Origin of the sequence: Bradyrhizobium sp. 138 (assembly GCF_023074075.1) — a bacterium.
Taxonomy (GTDB): Bacteria; Pseudomonadota; Alphaproteobacteria; order Rhizobiales; family Xanthobacteraceae; genus Bradyrhizobium.
In genome coordinates this window covers 38,438-62,009 of the sequence record NZ_JADPKT010000033.1, presented here as the reverse complement: position 1 = coordinate 62,009, position 23,572 = coordinate 38,438, and the positions used below count along the sequence as shown (strand labels likewise).

Sequence of the window (23,572 nt, the reverse complement as noted above, 5' to 3'; positions counted from 1 at the left end):
AGGCGTAACCCACCTCTTTTGTCTCCCTGGAGACAGAGTTGGTGGATTACGCCGGCGGCTAATTCACCCTACGACCTTTGCGTTGGATCATGGTGGGCCTGCCTCGGCCGGCCTTAATGCTCTTGATTGACTTGCAGGGAATGCATCATGAGCAATAACTACGAAGACTCACTGTCGATGGACGCACTCAACGAACGCATCGCGATCCTCGAGGACAATATCCGCCAGCTCATCGAGCAGGCCGCGGCCGCCTCGGGCGAGCAGAACGAGTCGCGCATCGCCGACCGGATCAGCCAGCAGAACGACGAACTCGACCGGCTCCTCAATATCCGCGAATCCCGCCAGAAGAAATAGCGGCCGAAATCGCCGCGCGGCGCATGCGGCCATACGCCGGCCGCCCTTGCGCGCGCGGCATCGCTGCCTTTAGCTGGACCGAAACCGCGGGGCCGCGCCTTGCGCAATCGGGAGCGAACGATGGGGCCGCTGAAGGGCATCAAGGTCATCGACATGACCACCGTGCTGATGGGGCCCTATGCGACCCAGATGCTCGGCGACTACGGCGCGGATGTCATCAAGGTGGAATCGCTCGACGGCGACGTCACCCGCCTGATCGGCCCGATGCGGCACGCCGGCATGGGCCCGGTGTTTCTCAACACCAACCGCAGCAAGCGCTCGATCTGTCTCGATCTGAAAAAGCCTGTGGGACGCGAGGCCGTGCTGCGGCTGATCAAGGACGCCGACGTCCTCGTCTACAACGTCCGCCCGCAGGCGATGGCGCGGCTGCAGCTCGGCTATGACGTCGTCTCCGCCATCAATCCGCGCCTCGTCTATGCCGGCGTGTTCGGTTTCGGCCAGGACGGGCCCTATGCGGCAAAGCCCGCCTATGACGATCTGATCCAGGGCGCCACGGCGCTGCCGGCGCTGATGGCGCAGACCGGCGACGGCGTGCCGCGTTACGTGCCGAACGCGCTGGTCGATCGCATCGTCGGCCTCACCGCGGTCGGCGCGATCTGCGCCAGCCTGGTGCACCGCGACCGCACCGGCCGCGGCCAGCGCGTCGACATCCCCATGTTCGAGACCATGGCCGGCTTCGTCATGGGCGATCACATGGGCGGGCTCACCTATGAGCCGCCGCTCGACAAGGGCGGCTATGCCCGCCACCTCTCGCGCGACCGCAGGCCCTACAAGACCTCGGACGGCTATCTCAGCGTCATCGTCTACAACGACAAGCAGTGGGAGAATTTCTTCAAGGCGACCGCACGCGACGATTTGCGCGCCGATCCCAAATTCGCAACCTTCGCGGGGCGCGCCGCCAATATCGATGTCGTCTATGCCGAGCTCGCGCGCATCTTCGAGACGCGCACCACGGCCGAGTGGATCGACCTGCTGACCAAGGCCGACGTGCCCGTCATGCCGATGCACGACCTTGCCTCGATCCTGCACGATCAGCATCTGGAGGCGACGAATTTCTTCCCGGTCGTGAACCATCCGACCGAAGGGCCGATCCGCAGCATGAAGGTGACGGCGACCTGGTCCGAGACCGAGGCCGAACCGGTACGGCTCGCGCCGCGCCTCAACGAGCACGGCGCGGAGATTCTTCGCGAGGTCGGCTATTCCGCCGATGAAATCGCCGCCATGGTTCGCGATGGCGTCACGCGTTCGGTGCCGGAGTAGGGAGGGGAGCCATGAGCTTCATCACCGGTGTCGGCCTCACATCTTTCGGCAAGCATGAAGGATCATCGTCGCTCGACCTGATGAGCAAGGCCGCGCAAGCCGCGCTCGATGATGCCGGGCTGAAGCGTTCGGACATCGACGGCATTCTTTGCGGCTATTCCACCGTCTCGCCGCACATCATGCTGGCGACCGTGTTCGCCGAGCACTTTGGCATTCGTCCTGCTTACGCCCATGCCGTGCAGGTCGGCGGCGCCACGGGGCTCGCGATGACGATGCTGGCCCATCATCTCGTCGAAGCCAGTGTCTGCCGCAACGTGCTCGTCGTCGCCGGCGAGAACCGCCTCACCGGGCAGAGCCGCGATGCCTCGATCCAGGCGCTGGCGCAAGTCGGCCATCCCGACTACGAGGTGCCGTTAGGGCCGACCATTCCCGCCTATTACGGCCTCGTCGCGAGCAGGTACATGCACGAATACGGCGTGACCGAAGAAGATCTCGCCGAGTTCGCCGTGCTGATGCGCAAGCACGCCTGCAGCCATCCCGGCGCGCAATTCCACGATCCGATCACGGTTGCCGACGTCATGGCCTCGAAGCCGGTGGCGATGCCGCTCAAGCTGCTCGACTGCTGCCCGGTGTCCGACGGCGGCGCGGCCTTCATCATCAGCCGCGAGCGGACCGGCGAGGCAGGCGTGCGCATCCGCGGCTGCGCGCAGGCGCATACCCATCAGCATGTCACGGCCGCACCCGCGCTCCGTGAGCTCGGCGCAGAAATCTCGATCGCGCGCGCCAAGGAGGCTTGCGGCCTTGCGATCTCCGACGTGCGCTATGCCGCGATCTACGACAGCTTTACGATCACGCTCGCGATGCTGCTCGAAGACCTCGGCCTCGCCGGTCGCGGGGAGGCGGCGGCCCGTGTGCGATCAGGTCATTTCGGCCGCGATGGCGCGATGCCGCTGAACACCCATGGCGGCCTGCTCAGCTACGGCCATTGCGGCGTCGGCGGCGCCATGGCGCATCTGGTCGAAGCGCATTTGCAGATGACGGGGCGGGCGGCTTGCCGCCAGGTGCGCGAGGCCTCGATCGCGCTCTTGCACGGCGACGGCGGTGTGTTGTCGTCGCATGTCAGCATGTTCCTGGAGCGGGTGCGATGAGCGAGCGTCTGGCGGATTGGACGATGGGCGAACAGGCCATCATTTACCAGGTCTGCGCCGCGTGCGGTCATGTGCAGTATTTCCACCGGGCCTTCTGCGCGGCGTGCGGCGCCCCCGGTCCGCGTGAGCAGCGCGCCAGCGGCAAGGGCAGGGTCTACGCGACCTCGCTGGTCTGCCGTGCCGCCACACCAGAGATGCGCACGCACGTGCCCTACAACATCCTGCTGGTCGATTGCGCCGAGGGTTTTCGCATGATGGCCCACGGCGAGAATGACTTGGCCATCGGCGATTCGGTCGTTGCGAGCTTCAAGCCGTTTGCCGGCAAGCTCGTGCCGTTTTTTGCGAAGAAAATCTGACGGGATTTCGTCATTCGGGGGCGGTCAAGGACCGAGCCTGGAACGGGTATTCTGGGCCTGGCCTGTGCGAGGGCCACCCCGGAATGACGAAAACTCTGCGCGCATGATCCGGAAAAGTGTGAAGCGGTTTTCCGGGAAGATCATGCGCAAACCAAGACTCTAGCGCCCGTAGAACAAGATGCTGGCGATGACGAGCATCGCCGTCACCGCCAGCATATGCGCGAGCGCTCCCGAGGCAGCCCCCTTGGTGGCTTCCTTCATGCACTTTCTCCCTAGACTTGGGCGTGACTCATCGTTGTGCGGCTAGCGCACCCGACGGCCAATTGTTTTACTCGGAACACCCCATTTGCGAGTACTCACCGCGATTTGTCCCCACGCGGCGAATATCGACTGTGTCAGGGTCGATCAGCAATGCGGCGGCAATTTGACTCGATCATGTTGCTCCTGCGTCCACGCGCGCATAGAGTCTTTGGGAATTTGCGCGGACGACAACAAAAAGCATCAAAAACTCAGGGAAAACTTCAGGAAAATCATGGCCCGCATCAACTACAGCGACCCCTCCAAGGCATCCGACCGCACCCGCGAAATCCTCGACAAGAATCGCAACGCCAACATCTTCCGCATGATGGCGCACTCCCCCAGCTATTTCGAGCAGTACTGCCGCCTGGGGGGCGCGATTCGCCACAAGGGCGAGCTTGATCCTGTTGTCCGCGAGCTCGCGATCACCCGCACCGGAATTTTGTGTGAGGCGCCGTACGAGATCGTCGCGCACAAGCGCATCGGAAAGAATGTCGGCGTCACCGACGCGCAGAACGAGGCGCTCGAGAACTGGCAGGCCGCAAGCTGCTTCAACGAGGTGCAGCGCGCCGCGCTCGCCTTCACCGATGAGATCGTGAAGCTCAAGAAGCCGACCGATGCGACCTTCAAGGCGATCGCATCAAAGTTAACGCCGGCCGCGCTGGTCGAGCTGCAGCTCTCGGTCGGCTTCTACATCATGACCTCGAAATTCCTGGAAACCTTCGAGATCGACCTTCAGCCGGTCACGGAAGTGGTAGGCTGAATCGATGCAAGCGGCGAGGGATGCCGATGACGATCGACGAATATGCGGCCTGGGCCGCGAGCATTGCGAAGGTCGATGAGCGTCCGTCCAACGAGCTTCTGTCCTATCTCGGCCTCGGTCTCGCCGGTGAATCCGGCGAGGTCGCCGACCATATCAAGAAGCTGCTGCGGGACGACTGGCTCGACAAGGCGGGTCTGGTCGATGAGCTGGGCGATGTCATCTATTACTGGGCCTGCCTCTGCGCGGCGACAGGCCAGCAGCCATCCGAGCTGCTGGAGAAAAGCGCGGCGAAGATCAAGCGGCGGCTGAGCGAGGCCGCGAGCCGCTGAGGCAGAATGAGGATCGAGCGCGCTGTTTACCTCTCCCTACGGGAGAGGTGAGCGCTCGGCGCACTCACGTCGCCGTCAAGATATCCACCTTCGCGTTCGCGACGATCAGACGGTCGGCGAGGAGCTGCGCGAGATTGCGCATGATGCGCTCGCTGGCGTGCGGGTGCTGCTTGCGGAAGCGTTCGAACGCCTTCAGCGGCACTTCGAACGCGGTCGCCGCCATGTCGGCGAAGACGTCGGCCGAGCGCGTCGTCTCCAGCAGCGCCATCTCGCCGAAGGCCATGCCGGCGGTCAGCGTCGCCAGCCGCACGCCGTCGGGCAACGTAACGTGCACCGCGCCGCTGCGCAGGAAGAACAGCGAGGAGGCCGGATTGCCCGTGGTGATGATCTTGGCGCCGGCCTGAAACGTTCGGATGGTGCAGATCGAGGCGAGATCCATCAGCTCTTCCTCGCTCAGCCGCGCCAGCAGCGGCTGCTCGGCAAGCTCGGTGGTCTCGTGGAAATCGATCGAGCCGCCATAGCGGTAGACGATCTGGTCCTCCGCCCATTCGATCGCGGTATCGAGTAGATAGAAGTCACGGACGTTCTTCAGCTCGGCGGTCCATTCCCGCAAAGAGTCCCATTCCTTGGAGGCGCGCCTGACACCTGACAGCACGACGGTCACGTTCAGCGCGGCGAGCTCCTCGAAGGCTTCGGCGATCAGCCGCGCACCGGCGCGCGTGGTCGAGGTGACGCGGTGCAGGTCGAATACGACGATTTGCGGCCGCGGTCGTCCCGCCAGCCGGCGCGAGACGTAGTCGACCGCCGACAGCGACAGCGTACCGACCAGCTCGATGACCCGCACCTCCTGCTCATGCGCCGCCAGGATCTCGCGCTCCTGCGGCCGGCGCACGCGGCGTGACGGGCTCTTGCCGATATCGTAATCGGCGATGACGGCGTTGCGGGCATCGTCGCTGCGGTTGAGCATGTGCAGATCGTAATGCGAGGACAGCGCCTCGCAGACCTTGATGCCGCGCACGCTGTTGCCGTGCTTGTCGAGCTTTGGCGAATAGCTGCCGAGGCCGAGGCGGGCAGGGAGCGCCGCCAGAATGCCGCCGCCGACGCCGCTCTTGGCGGGAATGCCGATGCGGTAGATCCATTCGCCGGCATAGTCGTACATGCCCGACGAGGTCATCACCGAGAGGGTACGCGAGATCGCGTAAGCGCTCAGCACCTGCTCGCCCGTGACCGGATTGACGCCGCGATTGGCGAGCGTTGCCGCCATCACCGCAATGTCGCGCGCGGTCACCAGCACGGCGCATTGCCGGAAATAGACGTCGAGCACGGCGGCGACATTGTCCGAGATCACCGCATTGGTCTTGAGCAGATAGCCGATGGCGCGGTTGCGGTCGCCGGTCTGGCTTTCGGACGCGTAGACTGCCTCGTCGACAGCGAGGTCGCGACCGGCAAACCGGCTGAGCGCGAGACGAATTTGCTCGAAGGCTTCCGCGCCCTTGCTGTCGTAGATCAGCCCGGTGCAGGCGATCGCGCCGGCATTGACCATCGGATTGAACGGATGGTTCTCGGAATTGAGCCGGATCGAGTTGAAGGGATCGCCGGAGGGCTCGACGCCGATCGCGCTTTCGACCTTGCCTGCGCCCAGAAGATCCAGCGCCAGCGCGACACGAACGGTTTCGACATCGACTGGATGGTGAAGGGCACCCTGGAGTCGCCGACCTCATAGACATGGCCGTCCAGGGTCGCGAGGCTGATGCCGAAATAGGCAGGATCGGCCTTGCTCAGCTCTGGAATGTAATCGGCAACGTGGCCCGAGGTTTCCGCGGAGAATTCGTTCAGGCAATTGTCCAGAAACCGCAGCAAGGGCGGCTTCGAGCGGGTCCAGGCGGAGGCGAGAGGCGAGAGCAGTTTCATCGCCTCACTTGTGCAACGCAATCAGGGTGCGCGCAACCCGTTCGGTAGCATGCTCTGCCGTCGTACCAGCAGCAGCGCCAGCAAGGCCGTGGGAACGAGGATGGCAAGGCCGAGCAGCGTCACCTGCAGCTGCGACAGCGGCATGATCCCGCCGCCGGGTGTGGCCACCACGAAGCCGCCGATCACCAGCAGCACGCGGATCGGCCATTCCAGCGCGCCGGCGCCGCGCAGATCGCCGACGAAAGGCTGGTAGCCCTGGATGCCGCCGCAGATGAACAGCGTGCCGAACGCGGCAAGCCCCATCAGGCCGAGGCCGGCCAGATACGGGCTCGGCCCCTGCAGCACCAGCGCCGGATTGAGCACGAAGAAGAACGGCAGGAAATAGATGATGCTGCCGACCCACATCGATTCCCAACCCGTCTTCATCGCCGGCGAGCCGGCAATGCCGGCTGCAGCGAACGATGCAATCGCGACCGGCGGCGTGATCGACGACAGCATGCCCCAATAGAAGATGAACATGTGCACCGCCATGCGGTTGAGTCCGAGCTTCTCCAGCGCAGGCGCGACCAGGATGGCGAGGAAGATGTAGCAGGCCGTCGTCGTCAGCCCGAGGCCGAGGATCAGGCTGGTGAGGGCGCACATGCCCAGCAGCAGGAACGGATTGTCGCCGGCAATGTGCAGGAGGTCATTGGCAAGGCTCGACACCACGCCGGTCATCGAGAACGCGCCGATCAGCAGGCCGCAGCCGGCGAGGATGCCGACGAGCTCCACGAAGGTGCGTCCGTTGACCTCCAGGAATTTGCCGATGGTCGCAAACGTCCAGCGCGTGTCCTTGGAGAAGAACTGGTTGAGCACCAGCAGCAGCGCGGTGGCATAGAACGGCGCATGGCTCTCGCGCTTGAAGTAGAGCAGCATCACGATCAAGAGCGCGATGACGAAGACGTAGTACCAACCATCCTTGATCGTATCCATGATGCGCGGCAGCTCGGCGCGCGGAATGCCCTTCAGCTTGTGGCGCGCGGCATAGGCGTCGACCTGCATGAACAGGCCGACGTAATAGAGCACAGCCGGAATGATCGCGGCGACCGCGACGTCGGCGTAGCTGACGTTGAGGAATTGCGCGATCACGAAGGCGGTGGCGCCCATCACCGGCGGCGCCAGCACGGCGCCGGTCGAGGCGCAGGCCTCGATCGCGCCGGCATAGGAGGCGCGAAAGCCGCTCTTCTTCATCACGGGAATGGTCATGGTGCCGGCGGTCAGCACGTTGGAGATGATCGAGCCCGACATCATGCCGAGCAGGCCGCTGGCGAAGATGCAGACCTTGGCCGCGCCGCCGCGGAAGGTGCCGCACAGCGCGAAGGCGAGGTTGATGAAGAATTTGCCGGCGCCGGTCATCATCAGCGCGGTGCCGAACACGAGAAAGCCGATCACGGTGTCGGCGAAGGCCTGAATCGGAATGCCGAGCAGGCTTTCGCCCGACAGCACGTGATAGGCGGTTGCCTGCTCCAGTGTTGATTGCGTGCCGCGGAACGGGCCGAGCCAGCCGGCCTCGGCAAACAGAGGATAGACCGTGAAGGGCAGCACGCTGAGCAGCAGGCTCCAGCCGCCGGTGCGGCGCAAGGCCTCCATCAGCATCACCCACATCACGAGGCCGGCGGCGATCACATTGTTCGGCGCGCCGCCGAATTCCCAGCCTGCCTCGGCCGCCTTGCGCACGTTCGACATCAACATCAGCGCTGCCGCGAAGGTCGCGACGAACAGGACGAGGTCGTACCAGGGAATCCGGTCGAGCGGAGCGCGTTCCGTGCCCGGGAAGATCAGGAAGGTGAAGGGCAGCATCAACGCGATCAGGAGATAGAAATACTCCGTGTTGAGCTGGGTGTAGCCGACGAAGAAGCGCAACGAGAATTGCTGGTTGATGCAGAGCAGGATGGTCGCCGCGGTCGCGACCACCAGTGCCCAGCGCCAGGCGCCGCGAAGCGCGCGCACGCGCGTGACCTCCGCCTCCTGCATGTTGCCGGCGGCGCCATGCGGATCGTCGAACACGACCCGCTTGGCCCCGTCTTGCGGGGCGATGGAGGTGGAAGCAGAAGACATCATTGATCCCGCGCGTGGGTTAGTAATTGCTAACTAGCAGTTGGTCGAATCGGATGCAGCCACGGCCTCGCTAACCTCTCCCGCTTGCGGGAGAGGTCGGCGCGCAGCGCCGGGTGAGGGCTCTCTGGCGCACCTGTCGCGTAGCAACGACCAAGCTCAATCTCACTACGTTCTATTCCTCGAACCCGTTCGGCATCTCGGCCTTCGCCAGCGCGGCCGCGCGCGCCTTCATCCAGCCTTCGAGAAACGCCTTGTCGTCCGATGGCGGATTGGACTTGCCGTATTCCGCCCACGCCGCGCCGAGCACCTCCTGCCGCTTGATCAGCTTGTTGTTGTGCGCCTCCTGCGCATCGCTCCAATGCCCGGCTTCTTTCAGCGCCTTCACCGCGCCGGGATGCACCGGCACCACCCAGTTCTTGGTCTGGCGATCGGCCGCGAGACCGCCGGCGCCGGGGGCGGAATCCTTGTAGGCATCATAATTCACGATCATCGCCTTGGTCATCGCATAGACCTGGTCGGGTGCTTGCGAGGCATAGGTGACGAAGATCGGGTAGGGGTAGTTGCCGAGCTCAACGGGTTTGTCCGGCGAGATGCCGGCGCCGCAGGTCGCTAGCTGCGGGAAGAAGAACGAGCCGACCTTCTGCATCCGAGCCCAGCCTTCCTTGTCCTTGGCCGGCAGCGGCGGCCAGATCAGGCCGCGCGGCGAGGTCTCGGCCTCCTTGGCGGGACCGGTGATGGTGGTGCCGAAGGCGGCATCGACGTCGTTGTTGATCAGCCCTTTCCACATCGCGCCGTAGCTCGCGAACTCGACGACCTTGACGTCCTTCTGCGTCAGCCCGGCGAAGGCGAGCACGGCGAGCGAGTTCTGGTTCAGCGCGGGCGAGCCGACCACGAAGCCGACGCGCTTGCCCTTGAGGTCCTTGAGCTCCTTCACGCCGGTGTCGGCGGCAACGGCGAGCGAGCCGCAATTGCAGTCGACGGACGAGAGCACGATCTGAAGCGGCTGCGGGCCCCATTCCTTGGCCCCGAATTCGAACACGCCTTCCTGCGCGAAATAGGTGCCCGATCCCATCGCCGCGGACGCGGCGCGCTTGGCGCGCAGCGGCGCAAGGCGGGCGACGTCGTTGCCTGCGGGCAGCACGCGCACATCGGTGCCGTATTTGTCCTTCATCATCTTGCCGACGCCGACCGCGATGTTGAAGCCGGCGGTTCCGGTGTCATAGGCCGTGAAGGTCAAGGTCGCCGGCAGCTTGACGTCTTCAGCGAACGCGTAGCGTGTAGACGCAAAAGAAAAGCCTGCCACCAAGGCAGGGGCGAGCATGAGCAACCCACGAAGCATGTTTCCCTCCAATGACCCTCGCTTTGCCGCGAAGATTTTCTTTCTTTGTTTGAAACAACGTTTTGTTTGCAGCAGATCATGTCACCGCCATCAAGCGATGGCAACGCCGCACCGCGCATGCGGGAATGAGCCTGACAGATTGTCGCGCAGACGACGGATAGAACACTCAGCTCGCTACGATCGCCACCGCCTGTCCCTCGGCAACGACGTCGTCGAGCTTCACCAGAAGCGATTTGATCGTGCCGTTCGCAGGCGAGGGCACTGGTATCTCCATCTTCATTGCCTCGACCACCACAATCTCATCGCCATCCGCGACGGTTCCTCCAACTTGCACGGGAGTTGCGCAGATCCGCCCCGCGACCTCCGTGACGATCTTAATTTCTGGCATGCCATCGCCTTTTTGTTGTCGTCGCAAAATGCCTGAGGTAGCGTCGTCTGCAAGCGGAATTTAATTCCGCAGAGCGGAACATTAGCGGTAGGGAACATGGGACGACGATCCGAGCGGTTGAGTAGGCAAGGCGTGCTCGCTGGCGATGCCGGTGAGGGAGATGTCATCCAGGTGGTCTCGCGCGCGTTCGACGTGCTGCGATGCTTCGAGGGCCACGAGGCGAGGCTCGGCAATCTCGAGATTTCAAATCGCTGCGGCCTGCCGCGCTCGACGGTGTCGCGGCTCACGCACACGCTGACGCGGATGGGACAACTCGTCTATCTGCCGCGTGATCAGAAGTATCGCATCGGCCCGAGCGCGGTGGCGATGAGCGCGTCGATGATGAAGGGCGCGCAGCTGCGCAGCATGATCCGCCAGCGGCTGCAGGAAGTGGCCGAGCAAGTGCCGGGCACGGTCGGCTTCGTCGTCCCCGATCGCTTCCATCTGGTCTATCTCCTGTTCGCGCGCTCGGCGACCGCACTCGGCCTGCACGAGGGCACCGGCAGCCGAATCTCGATGGCCTCGACCGCCGCCGGCGCGGCCTACACCGCGGCGCTGGCGCCGGAGATCGGCGATGCCTTCATCGCGGACATGGAACGGGAAGCTCCCGAGGCCGTGAAGATCCTCAAACCCCGCATTGAAGCCAACCGGCAGATGCTGCGCGAGCGCGGCTATGTCACGGCCTGCGGCCTGTGGAGTCCGCACATCAACGGGCTCGCGGTGCCGATCTGGTCACCGCAGTACCAGACCTTCGTGGTCATCACGATCGGCCTTCTGTCCGCGATGTATGACGAGGAGCGGTTGCATACCGAAGTCGCGCCATTGATGCTCGAGCTCGGGCGTTCGCTCGGCAGCCTGGTCGAGGGCGCGGAAGGCGACGTCTTCAACAACCGCATCCCGCGTAAACCGGTCGCAATGGCCGTGCATAACAATAACAAGCCGATCAATTCGGAGGGAGTGAATGAACTGGAAGCCGGAACTCGACGAGCTCGCCCGGCGCGAAGCCTTCGCGCGGGAGATGGGCGGCGTTGACAAGGTCAAGCGACAGCATGACCAGGGCCGGCTGACTGTTCGGGAGCGTATCGACAAGCTGATCGACAAGGGCAGCTTTCACGAGATCGGTGCCGTCTCCGGCATCGGTGAGTACGATTCCAGCGGCGATCTGAAGAAGCTGACGCCGGCGAACTGCGTGTTCGGCCGCGCGCGCGTCGACGGCCGCACCATCGTCGTGGTCGGCGACGATTTCACCGTGCGCGGCGGCTCGGCCGATGCGTCGATTTCCGCAAAGCCGCTGATGGCGGAGGAAATGGCGCACGATTTCCGTCTGCCCATCGTCCGCATCATCGAAGGCTCCGGCGGCGGCGGCTCGGTCAAGACCATCGAGACCAAGGGCGCGGCCAATCTGCCGGGCGGCATCGGCGGCACGCGCTGGTATCGCTTCACGACGGAGAATTTGTCGCGCGTGCCGGTGGTCGCGCTCGGCCTCGGCTCGGTGGCAGGCTTAGGTGCCGCGCGTCTCGCGTCCAGCCACTATTCGATCATGACCCGGAAGTCCGCGATGTTCGTCGCGGGGCCGCCGGTGGTGAAGGCGCTCGGGCAGGACCTCTCGAAGGAGGAGCTCGGCGGCGCCGACATCCAGACCCGCGCCGGCGCGGTCGACCATGCCGTCGACACCGAGGAAGAGGCGTTCGCCTGCGCGCGGCGCTTCCTCTCTTATTTGCCGTCATCGGTCTACGAGCTGCCGCCGACCTTGCCCTGCACCGATGATCCGGAGCGCAGCGACGAAGCGCTGCTGAACGCGGTGCCGCGCAACCGCAAGCAGGTCTACAAGATGCGGCCGATCATCGAGCAGGTCGTCGACAAGGGCTCGTTCTTCGAGGTCGGCAAGAACTTCGGCAAGCCCCTCATCGTCGGCCTGGCGCGACTCGAGGGCAGGGCGGTGATGCTGCTCGCCAGCGACAGCTTTCATTACGGCGGCTCCTGGACCGCGGATGCCTGCCAGAAGGTAGTGCGCTGGGTCGACTTCGCGGAAACCTTCCATCTGCCCATCGTCTATCTCATGGATTGTCCCGGCTTCATGATCGGCCTCGATGCCGAGAAGGCCGCCACCATCCGCCACGGCGTTCGTGCCATGGCGGCGGTGAACCAGACCACCGTGCCCTGGTGCACCGTGATCCTGCGCAACGCCTTCGGTGTCGCCGGCGTGGTGCATCAGCCGGCCGATCGCTTCTCGATCCGCTACGCCTGGCCGTCGGCCTATTGGGGCTCGCTGCCGCTCGAAGGCGGCATCGAGGCGGCCTACCGCGCCGACATCGATGCGGCCGAGGACAAGGCGGCGAAGCTGGAGGAAATCCAGCAGCGCCTCAACAAGCTGCGCTCGCCGTTCCGCTCGGCCGAAAAATTCTGGGTCGAGGAGATCATCGATCCCCGCAAGACGCGCTCGCTGCTATGCGAATTCGCACGGCTGGCGGAGCCCTTGCGGAAAGCGGGACCGCCGGAGAATTTTTCGATCAGGCCGTAGCATCCTTGTGCTTACGCGCGGCAATGGCCGCATTGTGATCGGGATGCAAACCGGATGTTGGCAGTCAAGTGTCTTCCGCAACGCTTCCAAACGCCAACCGGGCTTGATTGCATGCTGCAAGCCTGGCGCGTTGAGCGCGCATTCGTGCGCTGCGAGTTAATCATCTCGGTCGCTACGTGTAGGCTATGACACGATTGCAGGTCGTGTCGCGCAATGCAGCCATTTCAGCCGCTCTTTAGGCCCATTTCAGCCAAACTGTTATTGATTTCTCGTTGTCCGGGGCAGGGTCTCTCATTTGGAGTCCTGCAATGTTCAAGCGAGTATTTTCTGCGTGTCTCTTCGTTGCCCTGGGTTCTGTCGCTTCGGAAGCGCGGCCTTATCGCATTCATCAAGCTTCTGAATGCAACGTCACCATGCCCTGCGACTTCTCGTACTCGCAGACGCGACGCGAGCGGACTTCCAGGTCTTCACTGGCTTCCAGATCATCACTGATTTCCAGGTCCTCACTGCAAGCCTACCGCTCGACGCAACTGACTGTGACTGATGCTGGGGGCACCGCTACGCCGGAGTCTATCTCCGGTGTCGCTGGCGTACGCATTGTCGGTGGCCGTCCGGCCGGTTGCCCGTCGTCCTTCTGCGGCTGCGGCGCGGCTCTGCGCGTGTTCGGCCGTATCGTGCCGGAGCTGAATCTTGCGTCCAACTGGCTGCGCTTTCCGCGGACATCACCCGCAGCAGGAATGGTTGCTGCGCGACGAGGACACGTTTTCGTCCTGGAGCAGCACCTAGGAGGCGACGTCTGGATGGCCTATGACGCCAACTCGGGCGGACGCGCGACGCGAATCCACGCGCGCTCATTGCGCGGATATACGATCGTCAATCCGCGCGGCGGTTCGGTGGCTTGAGGACAGGCACCGCTCCATGAGACCATGGACGGGTCGCAACGTCTTTGCGGCCCGCCTACGCCAGACCGATCGGGCGCAGCGTCCATCACAGCCGCAGCACCTTGCCGGGATTCATGATGTTCTGCGGATCGAGCGCGCGCTTGATGGTGCGCATGATGTCGAGCTCGGTCTTCGACCGGTAGTGGCTGAGCTCGTCGAGCTTGTCGATGCCAATGCCGTGTTCCGCCGAGATCGAGCCGCCCATGGAGGTGACGAGATCGTTCACGGCCCGCGTGATGGCGCCCTTGTATTGATTCAGCGTCTGCTGATCCATGCCGAGCGGCCCCATGAACGAGAAATGCAGGTTGCCATCTCCGATGTGCCCCAAAGGATAGGGCCGGATGGTCGGGAGAATGTCGAGCACAGCCTTGAGGCCCTTGTCGATGAACTCCGGGATCGCCGAGATCGCCACCGAGACGTCGAAACTGATCCCCGGTCCCTCGGCGCGGGAGGCTTCCGCCATGGCTTCGCGGATGTGCCACATATTGCGCGATTGACCGAGTGTGTGCGCGATCGTTGCGTCAAGCACACGGCCGGCTTCGAGCTGATCGGCGAGGAACTGCTCCATCTTGCCGGACATGCCCTCGGTTCCGTCCTGGCGCGGGCGCGCCGACGACCATTCCAGCAGCAGGTACCAGGGCGTGTCCGCCTTCAGCGGATCCTGCGTGCCGGGAATGTGGCGCAGGGCGAGGTCGACGGCCGCCCGGCTGAGTAGCTCGCAGGAGCCGACATTGTCCTCGGATGCCGCGTGCGCCTCAGACAGGATTTCCAGCGCCGCGCGTGGATCCCGGACCGCCAGCCACGCGGTGCAGACGTCCTTGGGCGCCGGCCATAGCTTGAGCACGGCCTTGGTGATGATGCCGAGCGTTCCTTCGGCGCCCATGAAGAGGTGCTTGAGGTCGTAGCCGGTATTGTCCTTCTTGAGTGCACGCAGCCCGTCCCAGACCTCGCCATTGGCCAGCACCACCTCCAGGCCCAGGACCAGATTGCGGGCGTTGCCGTAGCGGAGCACCTGCACGCCGCCGGCGTTGGTCGACAGATTGCCGCCGATCATGCACGAGCCCTGGGCGCCAAGGCTAAGCGGCAGGAACCTGTCGTGCCGGCTTGCTGTCTCCTGCAGAGTCTGCAGCACGCAGCCGGCCTCGACCGTCATGGTGTAGCCGGTGGCATCGACGTCCAGCACGCGGTTCATGCGGCCAAGCGACAGCACGATGCCGGTGTGCGAGGGCCAGGGCGTGGCGCCGCCCATCAGGCCGGTATTCCCACCCTGCGGCACGATCGCGACCCCATGGTCATGACAGAGCCTGACCACCTTCGCGACTTCCGCGGTGCTGCCGGGACGAACGACGGCGCCGGCACGTCCAACCAGCAGTCCGCGCCAGTCCGTCACGAACGGCTGCTTGCCGTGCTCGTCCTCGATGAGGCCCTTCTCACCGACGATCGCGCGCAGTGAATCGCGCATCTGGGCGGTCAGCGGAGCGGTTGGAATGATGGGTTCGGACGACGGACCGGCAGCCGGCATTTGTTTCCCCTGGGCGCATCTTGGTGTGCACTGCGCACGTGACGTGCGTCGGAGTATTGTCCACGTTTGCGCCGTGGAGTCTAACGGCATTATAGCGCCGGCCACCTCCGGTATTTCTACGGGCGTTTCCTACCGTTTATCGCCAATTTCTGTGGTCGCGTTTAAGCGACATTAGTGATGCCTTCTCGATATGGGACATCCCGATCCCGTGCGGTTCCGGTTTGCGGATTGTCCGTAAGTGTTGATTAACGGGGCGCTCGACATATTCCGCCCGTGACGGACGAGTGTTGGGATCGAATCCCGGCAATCTCTTCCGTCGATTTCAGGGAAAGGGCAGCTGCCGCAATGACGGCAGACAGGATGAACCTCATGCTCCGCCGCGCAGTGCTCTGTTTCGCGACAGACCGGAAGGCCAACGTCGCTATCATCTTCGCGCTGACGATGGTTCCTATCATCTTTCTCCTGGGCATGACGCTCGACTACACGCTGGCCCTGCGCAAGCGCGAGCAATTGAACGCGGCTGCCGATGCGGCCGCGATTGCGGCCGTGCGGCCGGCGATGCTGACGCAGACCGATAGCGAAGTCGTCAAGGCGACCGCGAAGGCGGTCTTTGCCGCCAAGGCGAATCTTCCCGGCCTGGCGGCGACGCCGACGCCGACGGTCACGGTCACCGATTCCGGTCTCGCGCGGACCATCACGGTTTCCTACACCGCGGAGTCCGTCAACAATTTCCCCGGCGTCCTCGGCAAGCAGACCTGGCAGGTGGTCGGTTCATCGACGGCGAAGGCGTCCAGCGCGCCCAACATGAATTTCTACCTGTTGCTGGATGATTCCCCGTCGATGGCGCTGACGGCGACCCAGGGCGACATCGATAAAATGATTCTCGCCACGCAGAGCCAGCCCACTTACGCCAGGAATTGCGCATTCGCCTGTCATGAGGCGCATCCCAACAACGCAGCCCCCAGCTCGACGAACAAGGACAACCTCACGGTCGCGCGTGCGAACAACGTCACGCTGCGGATCGATCTCGTGACCAATGCTGTCAAGCAGTTGATGGTCGGACCCTGGACGTGCCCCCAGTCGGGCACGTCGGGCGGCGTCATGCAGTGCATGTCGGCGCTCAACAACACGACCTACAAGGCTGCCATCTACACTTTCGACTACGCCCTGAACACGATCCAGACGCTGACCACCCCAACCACCGCAGGCACGAAGATCGGCAACATTCAGCTCCTGACGGTCGATCACCAGAACTGCCCCGTTCTCAACGGCTCGGGCGGCTGCATCTACACCACGGACTACGGCACCGATATCTCGAAGGGGCTGACGGACCTCAACACCTCCATGCCCGATCCCGGCGACGGTAGCGCGACCGGTACGCCGCAGGAAGTGATCTTCCTCGTCACCGACGGCGTCGAGGACAAGCTCATCCCGAAGTCGGGGGGCAGCTGCGACATCAATGCCACCTATCCGCTTCCGTCAGCCAACTCCACGACGGCGCGATGCCAGCAACCGCTCAACACGGCGATATGCGATACCATCAAGAAGCGAAACATTCGTATCGCGATCCTCTACACCGAGTACCTGCAATTGAGCGACGGCTGGTACACCAGCCGTATCTCGCAGTTCAACAATCCGTCCTCGTCGACGGGCACGATCGCGCAACGGCTGCAATCCTGTGCGTCACCGGGCCTGTACGCAAATGTTCAGAATGGTGGCGACATCTCCAAGGCACTGACGGACCTGTTCATCAAGGTTGCGTCCAGCACGGCCAGCCTGGTGCAGTAGGGGAAGGGCCATGTTCGGATTGACCTCCACCATAAGCAGACGCCGCAATCGCTGCGCCGCATTCGCGCGCGACAGCAGGGGCGCCACGGCCGTCGAGTTCGCGCTCGTCGCTGCGCCGTTCCTCGCCCTCGTCATCGCGCTGATCCAGACCTTTCTCGTTTTCTTCGCCCAGCAGATGCTCGAATCCGTCGTGCGCCAGTCGGCGCGCCTCGTCATGACCGGACAGGTTCAGTCCGCCAACATGACGCAGGCGGTCTTCAAGCAGAAGGTCTGCGATCAGATCGTGATCCTGTTCACCTGCAGCGGCCTGATGGTGGACATGCAGGTGGCAACCTCCTGGACGTCCACGAACACGGCGATGCCGACCCTGACCTACGACGGCTCGGGCAAGGTCTCCAATGCCTGGCAGTACAACCCGGGCGTGGCCGGCGATATCGTCGTGCTGCGCGTGCTGTACGAGTGGCCGGTCGTGCTCGGGCCACTCGGTTTCAATCTCTCGAATCTCAGCAACGGCAACCGGCTGATCATGTCATCCGCCGCGTTCCAGAACGAGCCAGGAGCCAACTGATGATCTCCGCCCTGTCATCTCGCGCCCGGCACCTGTTGACCGATGTCCGCGCCGTCGCAGCGACGGAGTTCGCCATCGTGACGCCGTTCATGCTATTGCTCTATATCGGCGGCGTCGAGCTCGGCAACGGGCTCGCCATGAACGTCAAGGTCAGCGCGACCGCGCATGCTGTCGCCGACATGATCACACAGAACACGTCCGTTAGCCCGAGCCAAATGGACGGTATCCTCGCGGCTGCGACCGCCATCATGGCGCCATATCCCATCAAGAATGGCAGCACCTCCTTGATGACGATCACCGTCTCGGAAGTCTCGACCGACCCCAGCGGCAATGCCACGGTGCGATGGAGCAAATCGACCAATGCGTCAGGGGCGAGAACGCCGGGCACCGCGATGACCTTGTCGGCCTTTACCGCGCAAGGCGGCACCACCAACGCCAACATCTCCCTCATCCTGAGCGAGGTGTCCTATGACTACACGCCCAACCTCGGCTTCACCATCGCGGGCACCATCAAGCTGTCCGACAGCTACTATTTGTTCCCGCGCTGCTCGACCAACGGCCCGGGCGGCTCCTCGAGCCCTCCCTATTACGACGTGAAGTATTCCTCGACTTCCCCGACGTCGACCACCTGCACCTGCGTCCAGCATCTGCAGCAGAAGACCTGCTAGTCTCGCCGACGCGGGCAGGGCTATCTCACACGGCATTGTGCGCGAGCTGAGCTCGCGCCGCGTCCTTCGAGACGGCGCTTACGCGCCTCCTCAGGATGGGGTTACTCAGAGCCAGGATTGCATCCCGTTGCGGACCGTCCCATGGCCGGGGGGGCGCGGGGACGCATGATCGCATCGATTTCCATCGACCAGCTCCGAGGATATTCAGGCCATGACGAAGGCACCTGCAGTCAGCCGCTTCCCGGTTCCTGATCTTGCCGACATGCCGGATGACATCCGGGCCCGTATCCTGGCGGTCCAGGAGAAGTCCGGCTTCATTCCGAACGTTTTTCTCGTGCTCGCGCACCGGCCGGATGAGTTTCGCGCGTTCTTCGCCTATCACGATGCGCTGATGGAGAAGCCCGGCAATCTCACCAAGGCCGAGCGGGAAATGATCGTGGTTGCGACCAGCAACCTCAATCAATGCCAGTATTGCGTCATCGCGCACGGCGCGATTCTGCGCATCCGCGCCAAGGATCCGCTGATCGCCGATCAGGTCGCGGTCAACTACCGCAAGGCTGATATCACCGACCGCCAGAAGGCGATGCTCGACTTCGCCGTACGCGTCTCGACGGAAGCCTACACGGTCTCCGAATCCGATTTCGCCACGCTGAAATCGCACGGCTTCACGGAAGACGACGTCTGGGATATCGCCGCAATCACAGCCTTCTTCGGCCTCTCCAACCGGCTCGCCAACGTCACCAGCATGCGTCCGAACCCGGAATTCTACAGCATGGGACGCGGCTGACGGGCCGCAGCTACGTCGGATGAGAGGCCGTCTGGGAAAAGACGACGCCGCCGCTTGCGCGCACGCCTCGTCGTTCGAGACGGCGCTTACGCGCCTCCTCAGGGATGAGGGGTCATTGTCGCATCCGCGCTAAGTCATTGATCCCTCATGCTTCGGCTACTGTGCATGGGGTTGTTTTCGCAGTTTTGGTCGAGCGCCCGCGCCGGGGGCATTCCAGGCGACGCTGCCTCGCGGCGAGACTGCCGCGCCTCCCTCAAAAAATTCGCTTTACAAGAATTCGGATTTATCGTAGACATCGACACATCCCGCCCGCCACAAGGGGCGTTTCGCGATCGTCACGAGATGCGGGCCGGGAGGCGGTGGCCGCGACGGCGTCGGCGCGCTGGGCAAGCTGCAGGGCGGGAATCCCCGTGAGCAGCGGCACGCGCGATACGACACGGCGCTGACAGCGTCCTCGTTCGGCCGCGATGGCGAGCGCACGCCAGCCGTCGCGGACAGGAATGGGGATGTGCGCGGACGGCAAAATCGTGTGGTCCTGACGCCCGGGGTCTGTGCGTCAAGTGTTGCGGTGATTGCGGCGGCCCAACCGGGTTCGCGCATCAGCCATCCGCAAGGCGACGGGGGCAATAGTGCATCGCTCCCCGGGGAGAGCACGACATAAGCCGTAAGACCATCCGCGCAGGGAAGGCCGGGCGTTCCGGCGTCACCTGTAGTCCACCCCGTGCGCGTCTTGTTCGCACACGGGACCGCGGGTGCCAGCCGGCGCCCGGCCTTCTCTGCGCCCTTTCTTAACGAAAGGAGCAACGAAGCGAGCAAAGCTCGGGCGAAATCGGCCGCGAGAACGCGGAGGTGTGTTTGCGAACGCCAAAGCCCGTCAGTGCACGCTTACGCTATCGCCGGCTTTGGCTTGATTTGCCGCGACAGCGCCAGCACGACCAGCGCGGCGAACACGCAGAGCGCGCCGGCGATGAAGAATGCGGGCAAATAGCTCTGATAGATCGTTCGCGACAGGCCGGCGCCGAAGGCGGCCGTGCCTGCGCCGAGCTGATGGCCGGCAAAGATCCAGCCAAACACCAGATTGGCGCGCTCGGGCCCGAACTTTTGCGCGGTGAGCCGTACCGTCGGCGGCACCGTGGCGATCCAGTCGAGCCCGTAGAACATCGCGAAGATCGAGAGGCCGTAGAACGAGAAGTCGCTGAAGGGCAGGAAGATCAGCGAGAGCCCGCGCAGGCCGTAGTACCAGAACAGCAAATAGCGATTATCGTACCGGTCCGACAGCCAGCCCGAGATGATGGTGCCGACGAAGTCGAACATGCCCATCGCTGCGAGCAGGCTCGCGGCCTGCACCTGCGGGATGCCGAAATCGAGGCACATCGGGATCAGATGCACCTGCACGAGGCCAGCGGTGGATGCGCCGCAGACGAAGAATGTCGCAAACAGGATCCAGAACGTAGCGGACTTCGAGGCGTCGCGCAGCGTTCCGAGCGCAACGCCGGTGATCGAGCCGTGGCTGACGGGCGGGGCGGGCAGGGGTGTGGTGCCTTCGTCGCCGAACGGGCGCAGGCCCAAATCGCTCGGACGGTCGCGCATCACGAGCAGGATCGCCAGCGCGGACACGCCGAGCATGATGCAGACGAAGCCGAGGGCGAGGCGCCAGCCGTAACGTTCGGTGAGGGTTGCGAGCAGCGGCAGGAACACGAGCTGGCCGGTGGCGACACTCGCGGTCAGGATGCCGATAACGAGCCCGCGCCGCGCGGCGAACCAGCGCGTCGCAATGGTGGCGCCCAGCACCATCGCGGTCATGCCGGTGCCGATGCCGATCACCACGCCCCACAGCGCGACGAGTTGCCAGACCTGCGTCATGCCGAGCGAGAGCACGAGCGCCGAGACGACGACCAATTGCGCGGTCAGCGTGACGTTGCGCAGGCCGTAGCGGTTGAGCAGGGCGGCCGCGAACGGCGCCATCAGCCCGAACAGGATGAAGCGGATCGACAGCGCGGAGGAGATCTCCGCCGTGCTCCAGCCGAACTCCTTTTGCAGTGGGACGATGAACACGCCGGGCGCGCCGACCGTGCCGGCGCTGATCAGCGCGGCGAGGAAGGTCACGCCGACCATCGCCCAGCCGTAATGGACGTTGCGGCGGGACAATGCTGCCGCGAGCCAGCTCGAGATCATTGGGCCTCAATCGTGGTTGGCGAGCCTCGAAGACCCGCACCATCGTCGCAATCTGGCACAAAAAAGGGAAGTCTAAAATGTCAGACTTCCCTCTATTCCGGCCATGGCGCGGGTTAGTGTGCCACCCGCTCCACCGCGATCGCGGTCGCTTCGCCGCCGCCGATACACAGCGACGCGACACCGCGCTTGAGGTTATTCGCCTCGAGCGCATGCAGCAGCGTCACGATCAACCGCGCGCCGGTGGCCCCGATGGGATGGCCGAGCGCGCAGGCGCCGCCGTTGATGTTGAGCTTGTCGCGGGGAATGCCGAGGTCGCGCTGCGCCGCCATAGCCACGACGGCAAAGGCCTCGTTGATCTCGAACAGGTCGACGTCACCCGCGCTCCAGCCGACCTTGTCGAGCAGCTTGCGGATTGCCGGGATCGGCGCGGTCGTGAACCATTGCGGCTCCTGGCTGTGGGTGGCATGGCCCTTGATCTCGGCGATGACAGGAAGGCCATTGCGATCGGCGAGCGAGCGCTTGGTCAGCACCAGCGCGGCGGCGCCGTCGGCATTGGCAGAGGAGGCCGCGGGCGTGATGGTGCCGTTGGCACGGAAGGCCGGCTTCAGGCCGGGAATCTTGGCAGGATCGACCTTCAGCGGATGCTCGTCATTGGCGATGATGCGGGGACCCGCTTTCTCGGTCAACGTGATTGGCGCGATCTCGGCCTTGAACGCGCCGCCCTGGACCGCTGTGCGGGCACGGCTGAGCGTTTCCATCGCAAAGGCGTCCTGGTCCTTGCGGGTGAACTGGTACGCCTCCGCGGTCGCTTCGCCGAAATCACCCATGGAACGGCCGGTCTCGTAGGCATCCTCGAGGCCGTCCATCATCATGTGGTCGATGATGCGATCATGGCCGGCGCGGTAGCCACCGCGTGCCTTGGCGAGCAGATACGGCGCGTTGCTCATGCTCTCCATGCCGCCGGAGACGACGATTTCGGCCGAGCCGGCGCGGATGATGTCGTGCGCCAGCATGGTCGCCTTCATGCCGGAGCCGCAGACCTTGTTGACGGTGGTCGCGCCGGTGCCGTCGGGCAGACCCGCTGCGCGCGCAGCCTGGCGCGCCGGGGCCTGGCCCTGGCCGGCCGGCAGCACGCAGCCCATGAAGACCTCGTCGACCTTCTCGGGCGCGAGCTTGGCGCGCTCCAGCGCCGCGCCGATCACATGCGATCCGAGCTTGTGCGCGGCGAGCGGCGAAAGCTCACCCATGAAGCGGCCGAGCGGGGTGCGGGCGGCGGAGACGATGACGATGGGATCGGCGGCTTCGGCCATGATGAGACTCCCTGGCGATGATGATTAAGATTATGACCATCATATGATGCGGCGCAAAAAATGCAACCGCGGCAGGGATGAGAAATTGTCGAGGGTCGGATGAGATTTGGTCTTGCGAAGGCAGGAGTGACGTCGAGGTCGCCGCTTCGGCGTCACTGCCTCGGGAGCACCTACCGCTTCCTGTTCACGAACGCCTGCATCAACCGCGTCGGCTCGTCGGTCAGGAACGACTCGCCGAACACCTTCACGCTCAGATTCACCGACTCCGTCAGCGGCAGCTCCTCCCATTGCCGCAGCAGCGCCTTCTGCGAGCGCAGCGCCTCGGGGCCGCATTCCAGCAAGGCCTTCACCAGGCGCTCGATCGTCGCATCGAGCCCGCCCTCAGGCGCGACCCTGTCGACCAGGCCCCAGGCGAGCGCCGTCGGCGCATCGATGTTCTCCGCGGTCATCACCAGCCAGCGCGCGCGAGCCCAGCCGATCAGGCGTGGCAGGAGCGCCGCGTGGATCACGGAGGGGATGCCGACGCGCACCTCCGGCATGCCGAAATGCGCATCATGCGCCGCGACCCGGAAATCGCAGGCCGCCGCCACTTCGAGGCCGCCGCCGAGGCACCAGCCCGGCATGCGTGCGATCACGGGGGCGGGGAACTGGCGCACCGCTTCGCAGAGATCGCGCAGGCGGCTGATGAAGGCCTCGGCCGAGGTCTGGTCGAGCGTCGCCATCTCCTTGATGTCGGCGCCGCCGATCATGCTCTTCTCGCTTTGGCCGCGCAGCACCACGACGCGGATGCTGCGGTCGGATGCGAGCTGCTGCAGGCCTTCGCGCACGGCGTCGGTCACCGGCGAGCCGAGAATGTTGAGCGGGCCGGCGTTGCAGATCGCGACATGAACGACGCCCCGCGCATCGCGCGTCACGCCGCAGTGGGTGTTGAGCATTTCCATCGTGGCACTC

At 64.3% G+C, this 23,572-nt stretch carries 20 protein-coding genes and 1 pseudogene; 13 read left to right on the top strand and 8 right to left on the bottom strand.

What is annotated here, in order from left to right; translation table 11 throughout:
- Positions 1-147 precede the first annotated feature (147 nt).
- The 6 genes from IVA79_RS15600 (at position 148) to IVA79_RS15575 (ending at position 4,567) form a co-directional block, all read left to right on the top strand.
- Positions 148-354: a hypothetical protein gene (locus IVA79_RS15600; protein WP_247554134.1), complete on the top strand. Its 207-nt coding sequence runs from the start codon at positions 148-150 to the stop codon at positions 352-354.
- A 120-nt stretch (positions 355-474) separates the two neighbouring features.
- Positions 475-1,674: a CoA transferase gene (locus IVA79_RS15595; RefSeq protein WP_247554132.1), complete on the top strand. Its 1,200-nt coding sequence runs from the start codon at positions 475-477 to the stop codon at positions 1,672-1,674.
- A gap of 11 nt (positions 1,675-1,685) precedes the next feature.
- Entirely contained in the window at positions 1,686-2,822 is a 1,137-nt protein-coding gene (locus IVA79_RS15590) for a thiolase family protein (RefSeq protein WP_247554131.1), read from the top strand.
- Positions 2,819-3,178, top strand: a complete 360-nt coding sequence (locus IVA79_RS15585) for an OB-fold domain-containing protein (protein WP_247554130.1) — start codon at positions 2,819-2,821, stop codon at positions 3,176-3,178. Before IVA79_RS15590 ends, IVA79_RS15585 begins: the two co-directional genes overlap by 4 nt.
- Before the next feature lie 532 nt (positions 3,179-3,710).
- On the top strand, positions 3,711-4,238 hold the full coding sequence (locus tag IVA79_RS15580) for a carboxymuconolactone decarboxylase family protein (RefSeq protein ID WP_247554129.1): 528 nt from the start codon (positions 3,711-3,713) through the stop codon (positions 4,236-4,238).
- Positions 4,239-4,264: 26 nt separating this feature from the next.
- On the top strand, positions 4,265-4,567 hold the full coding sequence (locus IVA79_RS15575) for a nucleoside triphosphate pyrophosphohydrolase family protein (RefSeq protein ID WP_247554128.1): 303 nt from the start codon (positions 4,265-4,267) through the stop codon (positions 4,565-4,567).
- Between the two features lie 64 nt (positions 4,568-4,631).
- Here the strand turns inward: IVA79_RS15575 and glsA are convergent.
- The 4 genes and pseudogenes from glsA to IVA79_RS15555 form a co-directional block, all read right to left on the bottom strand.
- A pseudogene (gene glsA, locus IVA79_RS15570) lies at positions 4,632-6,478 on the bottom strand (glutaminase A).
- 21 nt (positions 6,479-6,499) lie between these two features.
- Complete coding sequence (locus IVA79_RS15565; protein WP_247554714.1) at positions 6,500-8,575, bottom strand: TRAP transporter permease; 2,076 nt, start codon at positions 8,573-8,575, stop codon at positions 6,500-6,502.
- A gap of 172 nt (positions 8,576-8,747) precedes the next feature.
- A complete protein-coding gene (locus IVA79_RS15560; RefSeq protein WP_247554127.1) occupies positions 8,748-9,914 on the bottom strand; it encodes a TAXI family TRAP transporter solute-binding subunit in 1,167 nt (388 codons plus the stop codon).
- Between the two features lie 166 nt (positions 9,915-10,080).
- Positions 10,081-10,302, bottom strand: a complete 222-nt coding sequence (locus IVA79_RS15555) for an acetyl-CoA carboxylase biotin carboxyl carrier protein subunit (RefSeq protein WP_247554126.1) — start codon at positions 10,300-10,302, stop codon at positions 10,081-10,083.
- Positions 10,303-10,398: 96 nt separating this feature from the next.
- Here IVA79_RS15555 and IVA79_RS15550 point away from each other — a divergent pair, with 96 nt between their 5' ends.
- From IVA79_RS15550 to IVA79_RS15540, 3 genes are all read left to right on the top strand, one after another.
- Positions 10,399-11,373, top strand: a complete 975-nt coding sequence (locus tag IVA79_RS15550) for a helix-turn-helix domain-containing protein (protein WP_247554125.1) — start codon at positions 10,399-10,401, stop codon at positions 11,371-11,373.
- Complete coding sequence (locus IVA79_RS15545; protein ID WP_247554124.1) at positions 11,303-12,862, top strand: carboxyl transferase domain-containing protein; 1,560 nt, start codon at positions 11,303-11,305, stop codon at positions 12,860-12,862. Before IVA79_RS15550 ends, IVA79_RS15545 begins: the two co-directional genes overlap by 71 nt.
- A gap of 308 nt (positions 12,863-13,170) precedes the next feature.
- On the top strand, positions 13,171-13,764 hold the full coding sequence (locus tag IVA79_RS15540) for a hypothetical protein (protein ID WP_247554123.1): 594 nt from the start codon (positions 13,171-13,173) through the stop codon (positions 13,762-13,764).
- Between the two features lie 85 nt (positions 13,765-13,849).
- On the opposite strand, the gene IVA79_RS15535 is transcribed toward IVA79_RS15540, so the two are convergent.
- Entirely contained in the window at positions 13,850-15,325 is a 1,476-nt protein-coding gene (locus IVA79_RS15535; RefSeq protein ID WP_247554122.1) for an FAD-binding oxidoreductase, read from the bottom strand.
- A 369-nt stretch (positions 15,326-15,694) separates the two neighbouring features.
- Between IVA79_RS15535 and IVA79_RS15530 the strand changes: the two genes are divergently transcribed.
- From IVA79_RS15530 to IVA79_RS15515, 4 genes are all read left to right on the top strand, one after another.
- Positions 15,695-17,113: a pilus assembly protein TadG-related protein gene (locus IVA79_RS15530; RefSeq protein ID WP_247554121.1), complete on the top strand. Its 1,419-nt coding sequence runs from the start codon at positions 15,695-15,697 to the stop codon at positions 17,111-17,113.
- A 10-nt stretch (positions 17,114-17,123) separates the two neighbouring features.
- A complete protein-coding gene (locus IVA79_RS15525) occupies positions 17,124-17,681 on the top strand; it encodes a TadE/TadG family type IV pilus assembly protein (protein WP_247554120.1) in 558 nt (185 codons plus the stop codon).
- Positions 17,681-18,349, top strand: coding sequence for a TadE/TadG family type IV pilus assembly protein (locus IVA79_RS15520; protein WP_247554119.1), 669 nt, complete (start codon positions 17,681-17,683; stop codon positions 18,347-18,349). The genes IVA79_RS15525 and IVA79_RS15520 overlap by 1 nt, the downstream gene beginning before the upstream one ends.
- 211 nt (positions 18,350-18,560) lie before the next feature.
- Positions 18,561-19,136: a peroxidase-related enzyme gene (locus tag IVA79_RS15515; protein WP_247554118.1), complete on the top strand. Its 576-nt coding sequence runs from the start codon at positions 18,561-18,563 to the stop codon at positions 19,134-19,136.
- Positions 19,137-20,021: 885 nt separating this feature from the next.
- On the opposite strand, the gene IVA79_RS15510 is transcribed toward IVA79_RS15515, so the two are convergent.
- The 3 genes from IVA79_RS15510 to IVA79_RS15500 all read right to left on the bottom strand — a co-directional run bounded on the left by IVA79_RS15510 (position 20,022) and on the right by IVA79_RS15500 (position 23,562).
- Positions 20,022-21,311 (bottom strand): MFS transporter, encoded by a 1,290-nt coding sequence (locus IVA79_RS15510; protein ID WP_247554117.1) that lies wholly within the window; start codon positions 21,309-21,311, stop codon positions 20,022-20,024.
- A gap of 113 nt (positions 21,312-21,424) precedes the next feature.
- Positions 21,425-22,621, bottom strand: coding sequence for an acetyl-CoA C-acyltransferase (locus tag IVA79_RS15505; protein WP_247554116.1), 1,197 nt, complete (start codon positions 22,619-22,621; stop codon positions 21,425-21,427).
- A 170-nt stretch (positions 22,622-22,791) separates the two neighbouring features.
- A complete protein-coding gene (locus tag IVA79_RS15500) occupies positions 22,792-23,562 on the bottom strand; it encodes an enoyl-CoA hydratase (protein ID WP_247554115.1) in 771 nt (256 codons plus the stop codon).
- Positions 23,563-23,572: the final 10 nt, after the last annotated feature.

Excerpts from the sequence above, each read along its gene's own strand:
- IVA79_RS15535 (WP_247554122.1), bottom strand. The coding sequence starts at position 15,325 with ATGCCGGCTGCCGGTCCGTCGTCCGAACCCATCATTCCAACCGCTCCG.
- IVA79_RS15520 (WP_247554119.1), top strand. The coding sequence starts at position 17,681 with ATGATCTCCGCCCTGTCATCTCGCGCCCGGCACCTGTTGACCGATGTC.
- IVA79_RS15545 (WP_247554124.1), top strand. The coding sequence starts at position 11,303 with ATGAACTGGAAGCCGGAACTCGACGAGCTCGCCCGGCGCGAAGCCTTC.
- IVA79_RS15515 (WP_247554118.1), top strand. The coding sequence starts at position 18,561 with ATGACGAAGGCACCTGCAGTCAGCCGCTTCCCGGTTCCTGATCTTGCC.
- IVA79_RS15600 (WP_247554134.1), top strand. The coding sequence starts at position 148 with ATGAGCAATAACTACGAAGACTCACTGTCGATGGACGCACTCAACGAA.
- IVA79_RS15540 (WP_247554123.1), top strand. The coding sequence starts at position 13,171 with ATGTTCAAGCGAGTATTTTCTGCGTGTCTCTTCGTTGCCCTGGGTTCT.
- IVA79_RS15525 (WP_247554120.1), top strand. The coding sequence starts at position 17,124 with ATGTTCGGATTGACCTCCACCATAAGCAGACGCCGCAATCGCTGCGCC.
- IVA79_RS15565 (WP_247554714.1), bottom strand. The coding sequence starts at position 8,575 with ATGTCTTCTGCTTCCACCTCCATCGCCCCGCAAGACGGGGCCAAGCGG.
- IVA79_RS15500 (WP_247554115.1), bottom strand. The coding sequence starts at position 23,562 with ATGGAAATGCTCAACACCCACTGCGGCGTGACGCGCGATGCGCGGGGC.
- IVA79_RS15530 (WP_247554121.1), top strand. The coding sequence starts at position 15,695 with ATGCTCCGCCGCGCAGTGCTCTGTTTCGCGACAGACCGGAAGGCCAAC.
- IVA79_RS15510 (WP_247554117.1), bottom strand. The coding sequence starts at position 21,311 with ATGATCTCGAGCTGGCTCGCGGCAGCATTGTCCCGCCGCAACGTCCAT.
- IVA79_RS15590 (WP_247554131.1), top strand. The coding sequence starts at position 1,686 with ATGAGCTTCATCACCGGTGTCGGCCTCACATCTTTCGGCAAGCATGAA.
- IVA79_RS15555 (WP_247554126.1), bottom strand. The coding sequence starts at position 10,302 with ATGCCAGAAATTAAGATCGTCACGGAGGTCGCGGGGCGGATCTGCGCA.
- IVA79_RS15550 (WP_247554125.1), top strand. The coding sequence starts at position 10,399 with ATGGGACGACGATCCGAGCGGTTGAGTAGGCAAGGCGTGCTCGCTGGC.
- IVA79_RS15505 (WP_247554116.1), bottom strand. The coding sequence starts at position 22,621 with ATGGCCGAAGCCGCCGATCCCATCGTCATCGTCTCCGCCGCCCGCACC.
- IVA79_RS15595 (WP_247554132.1), top strand. The coding sequence starts at position 475 with ATGGGGCCGCTGAAGGGCATCAAGGTCATCGACATGACCACCGTGCTG.
- IVA79_RS15585 (WP_247554130.1), top strand. The coding sequence starts at position 2,819 with ATGAGCGAGCGTCTGGCGGATTGGACGATGGGCGAACAGGCCATCATT.
- IVA79_RS15560 (WP_247554127.1), bottom strand. The coding sequence starts at position 9,914 with ATGCTTCGTGGGTTGCTCATGCTCGCCCCTGCCTTGGTGGCAGGCTTT.
- IVA79_RS15580 (WP_247554129.1), top strand. The coding sequence starts at position 3,711 with ATGGCCCGCATCAACTACAGCGACCCCTCCAAGGCATCCGACCGCACC.
- IVA79_RS15575 (WP_247554128.1), top strand. The coding sequence starts at position 4,265 with ATGACGATCGACGAATATGCGGCCTGGGCCGCGAGCATTGCGAAGGTC.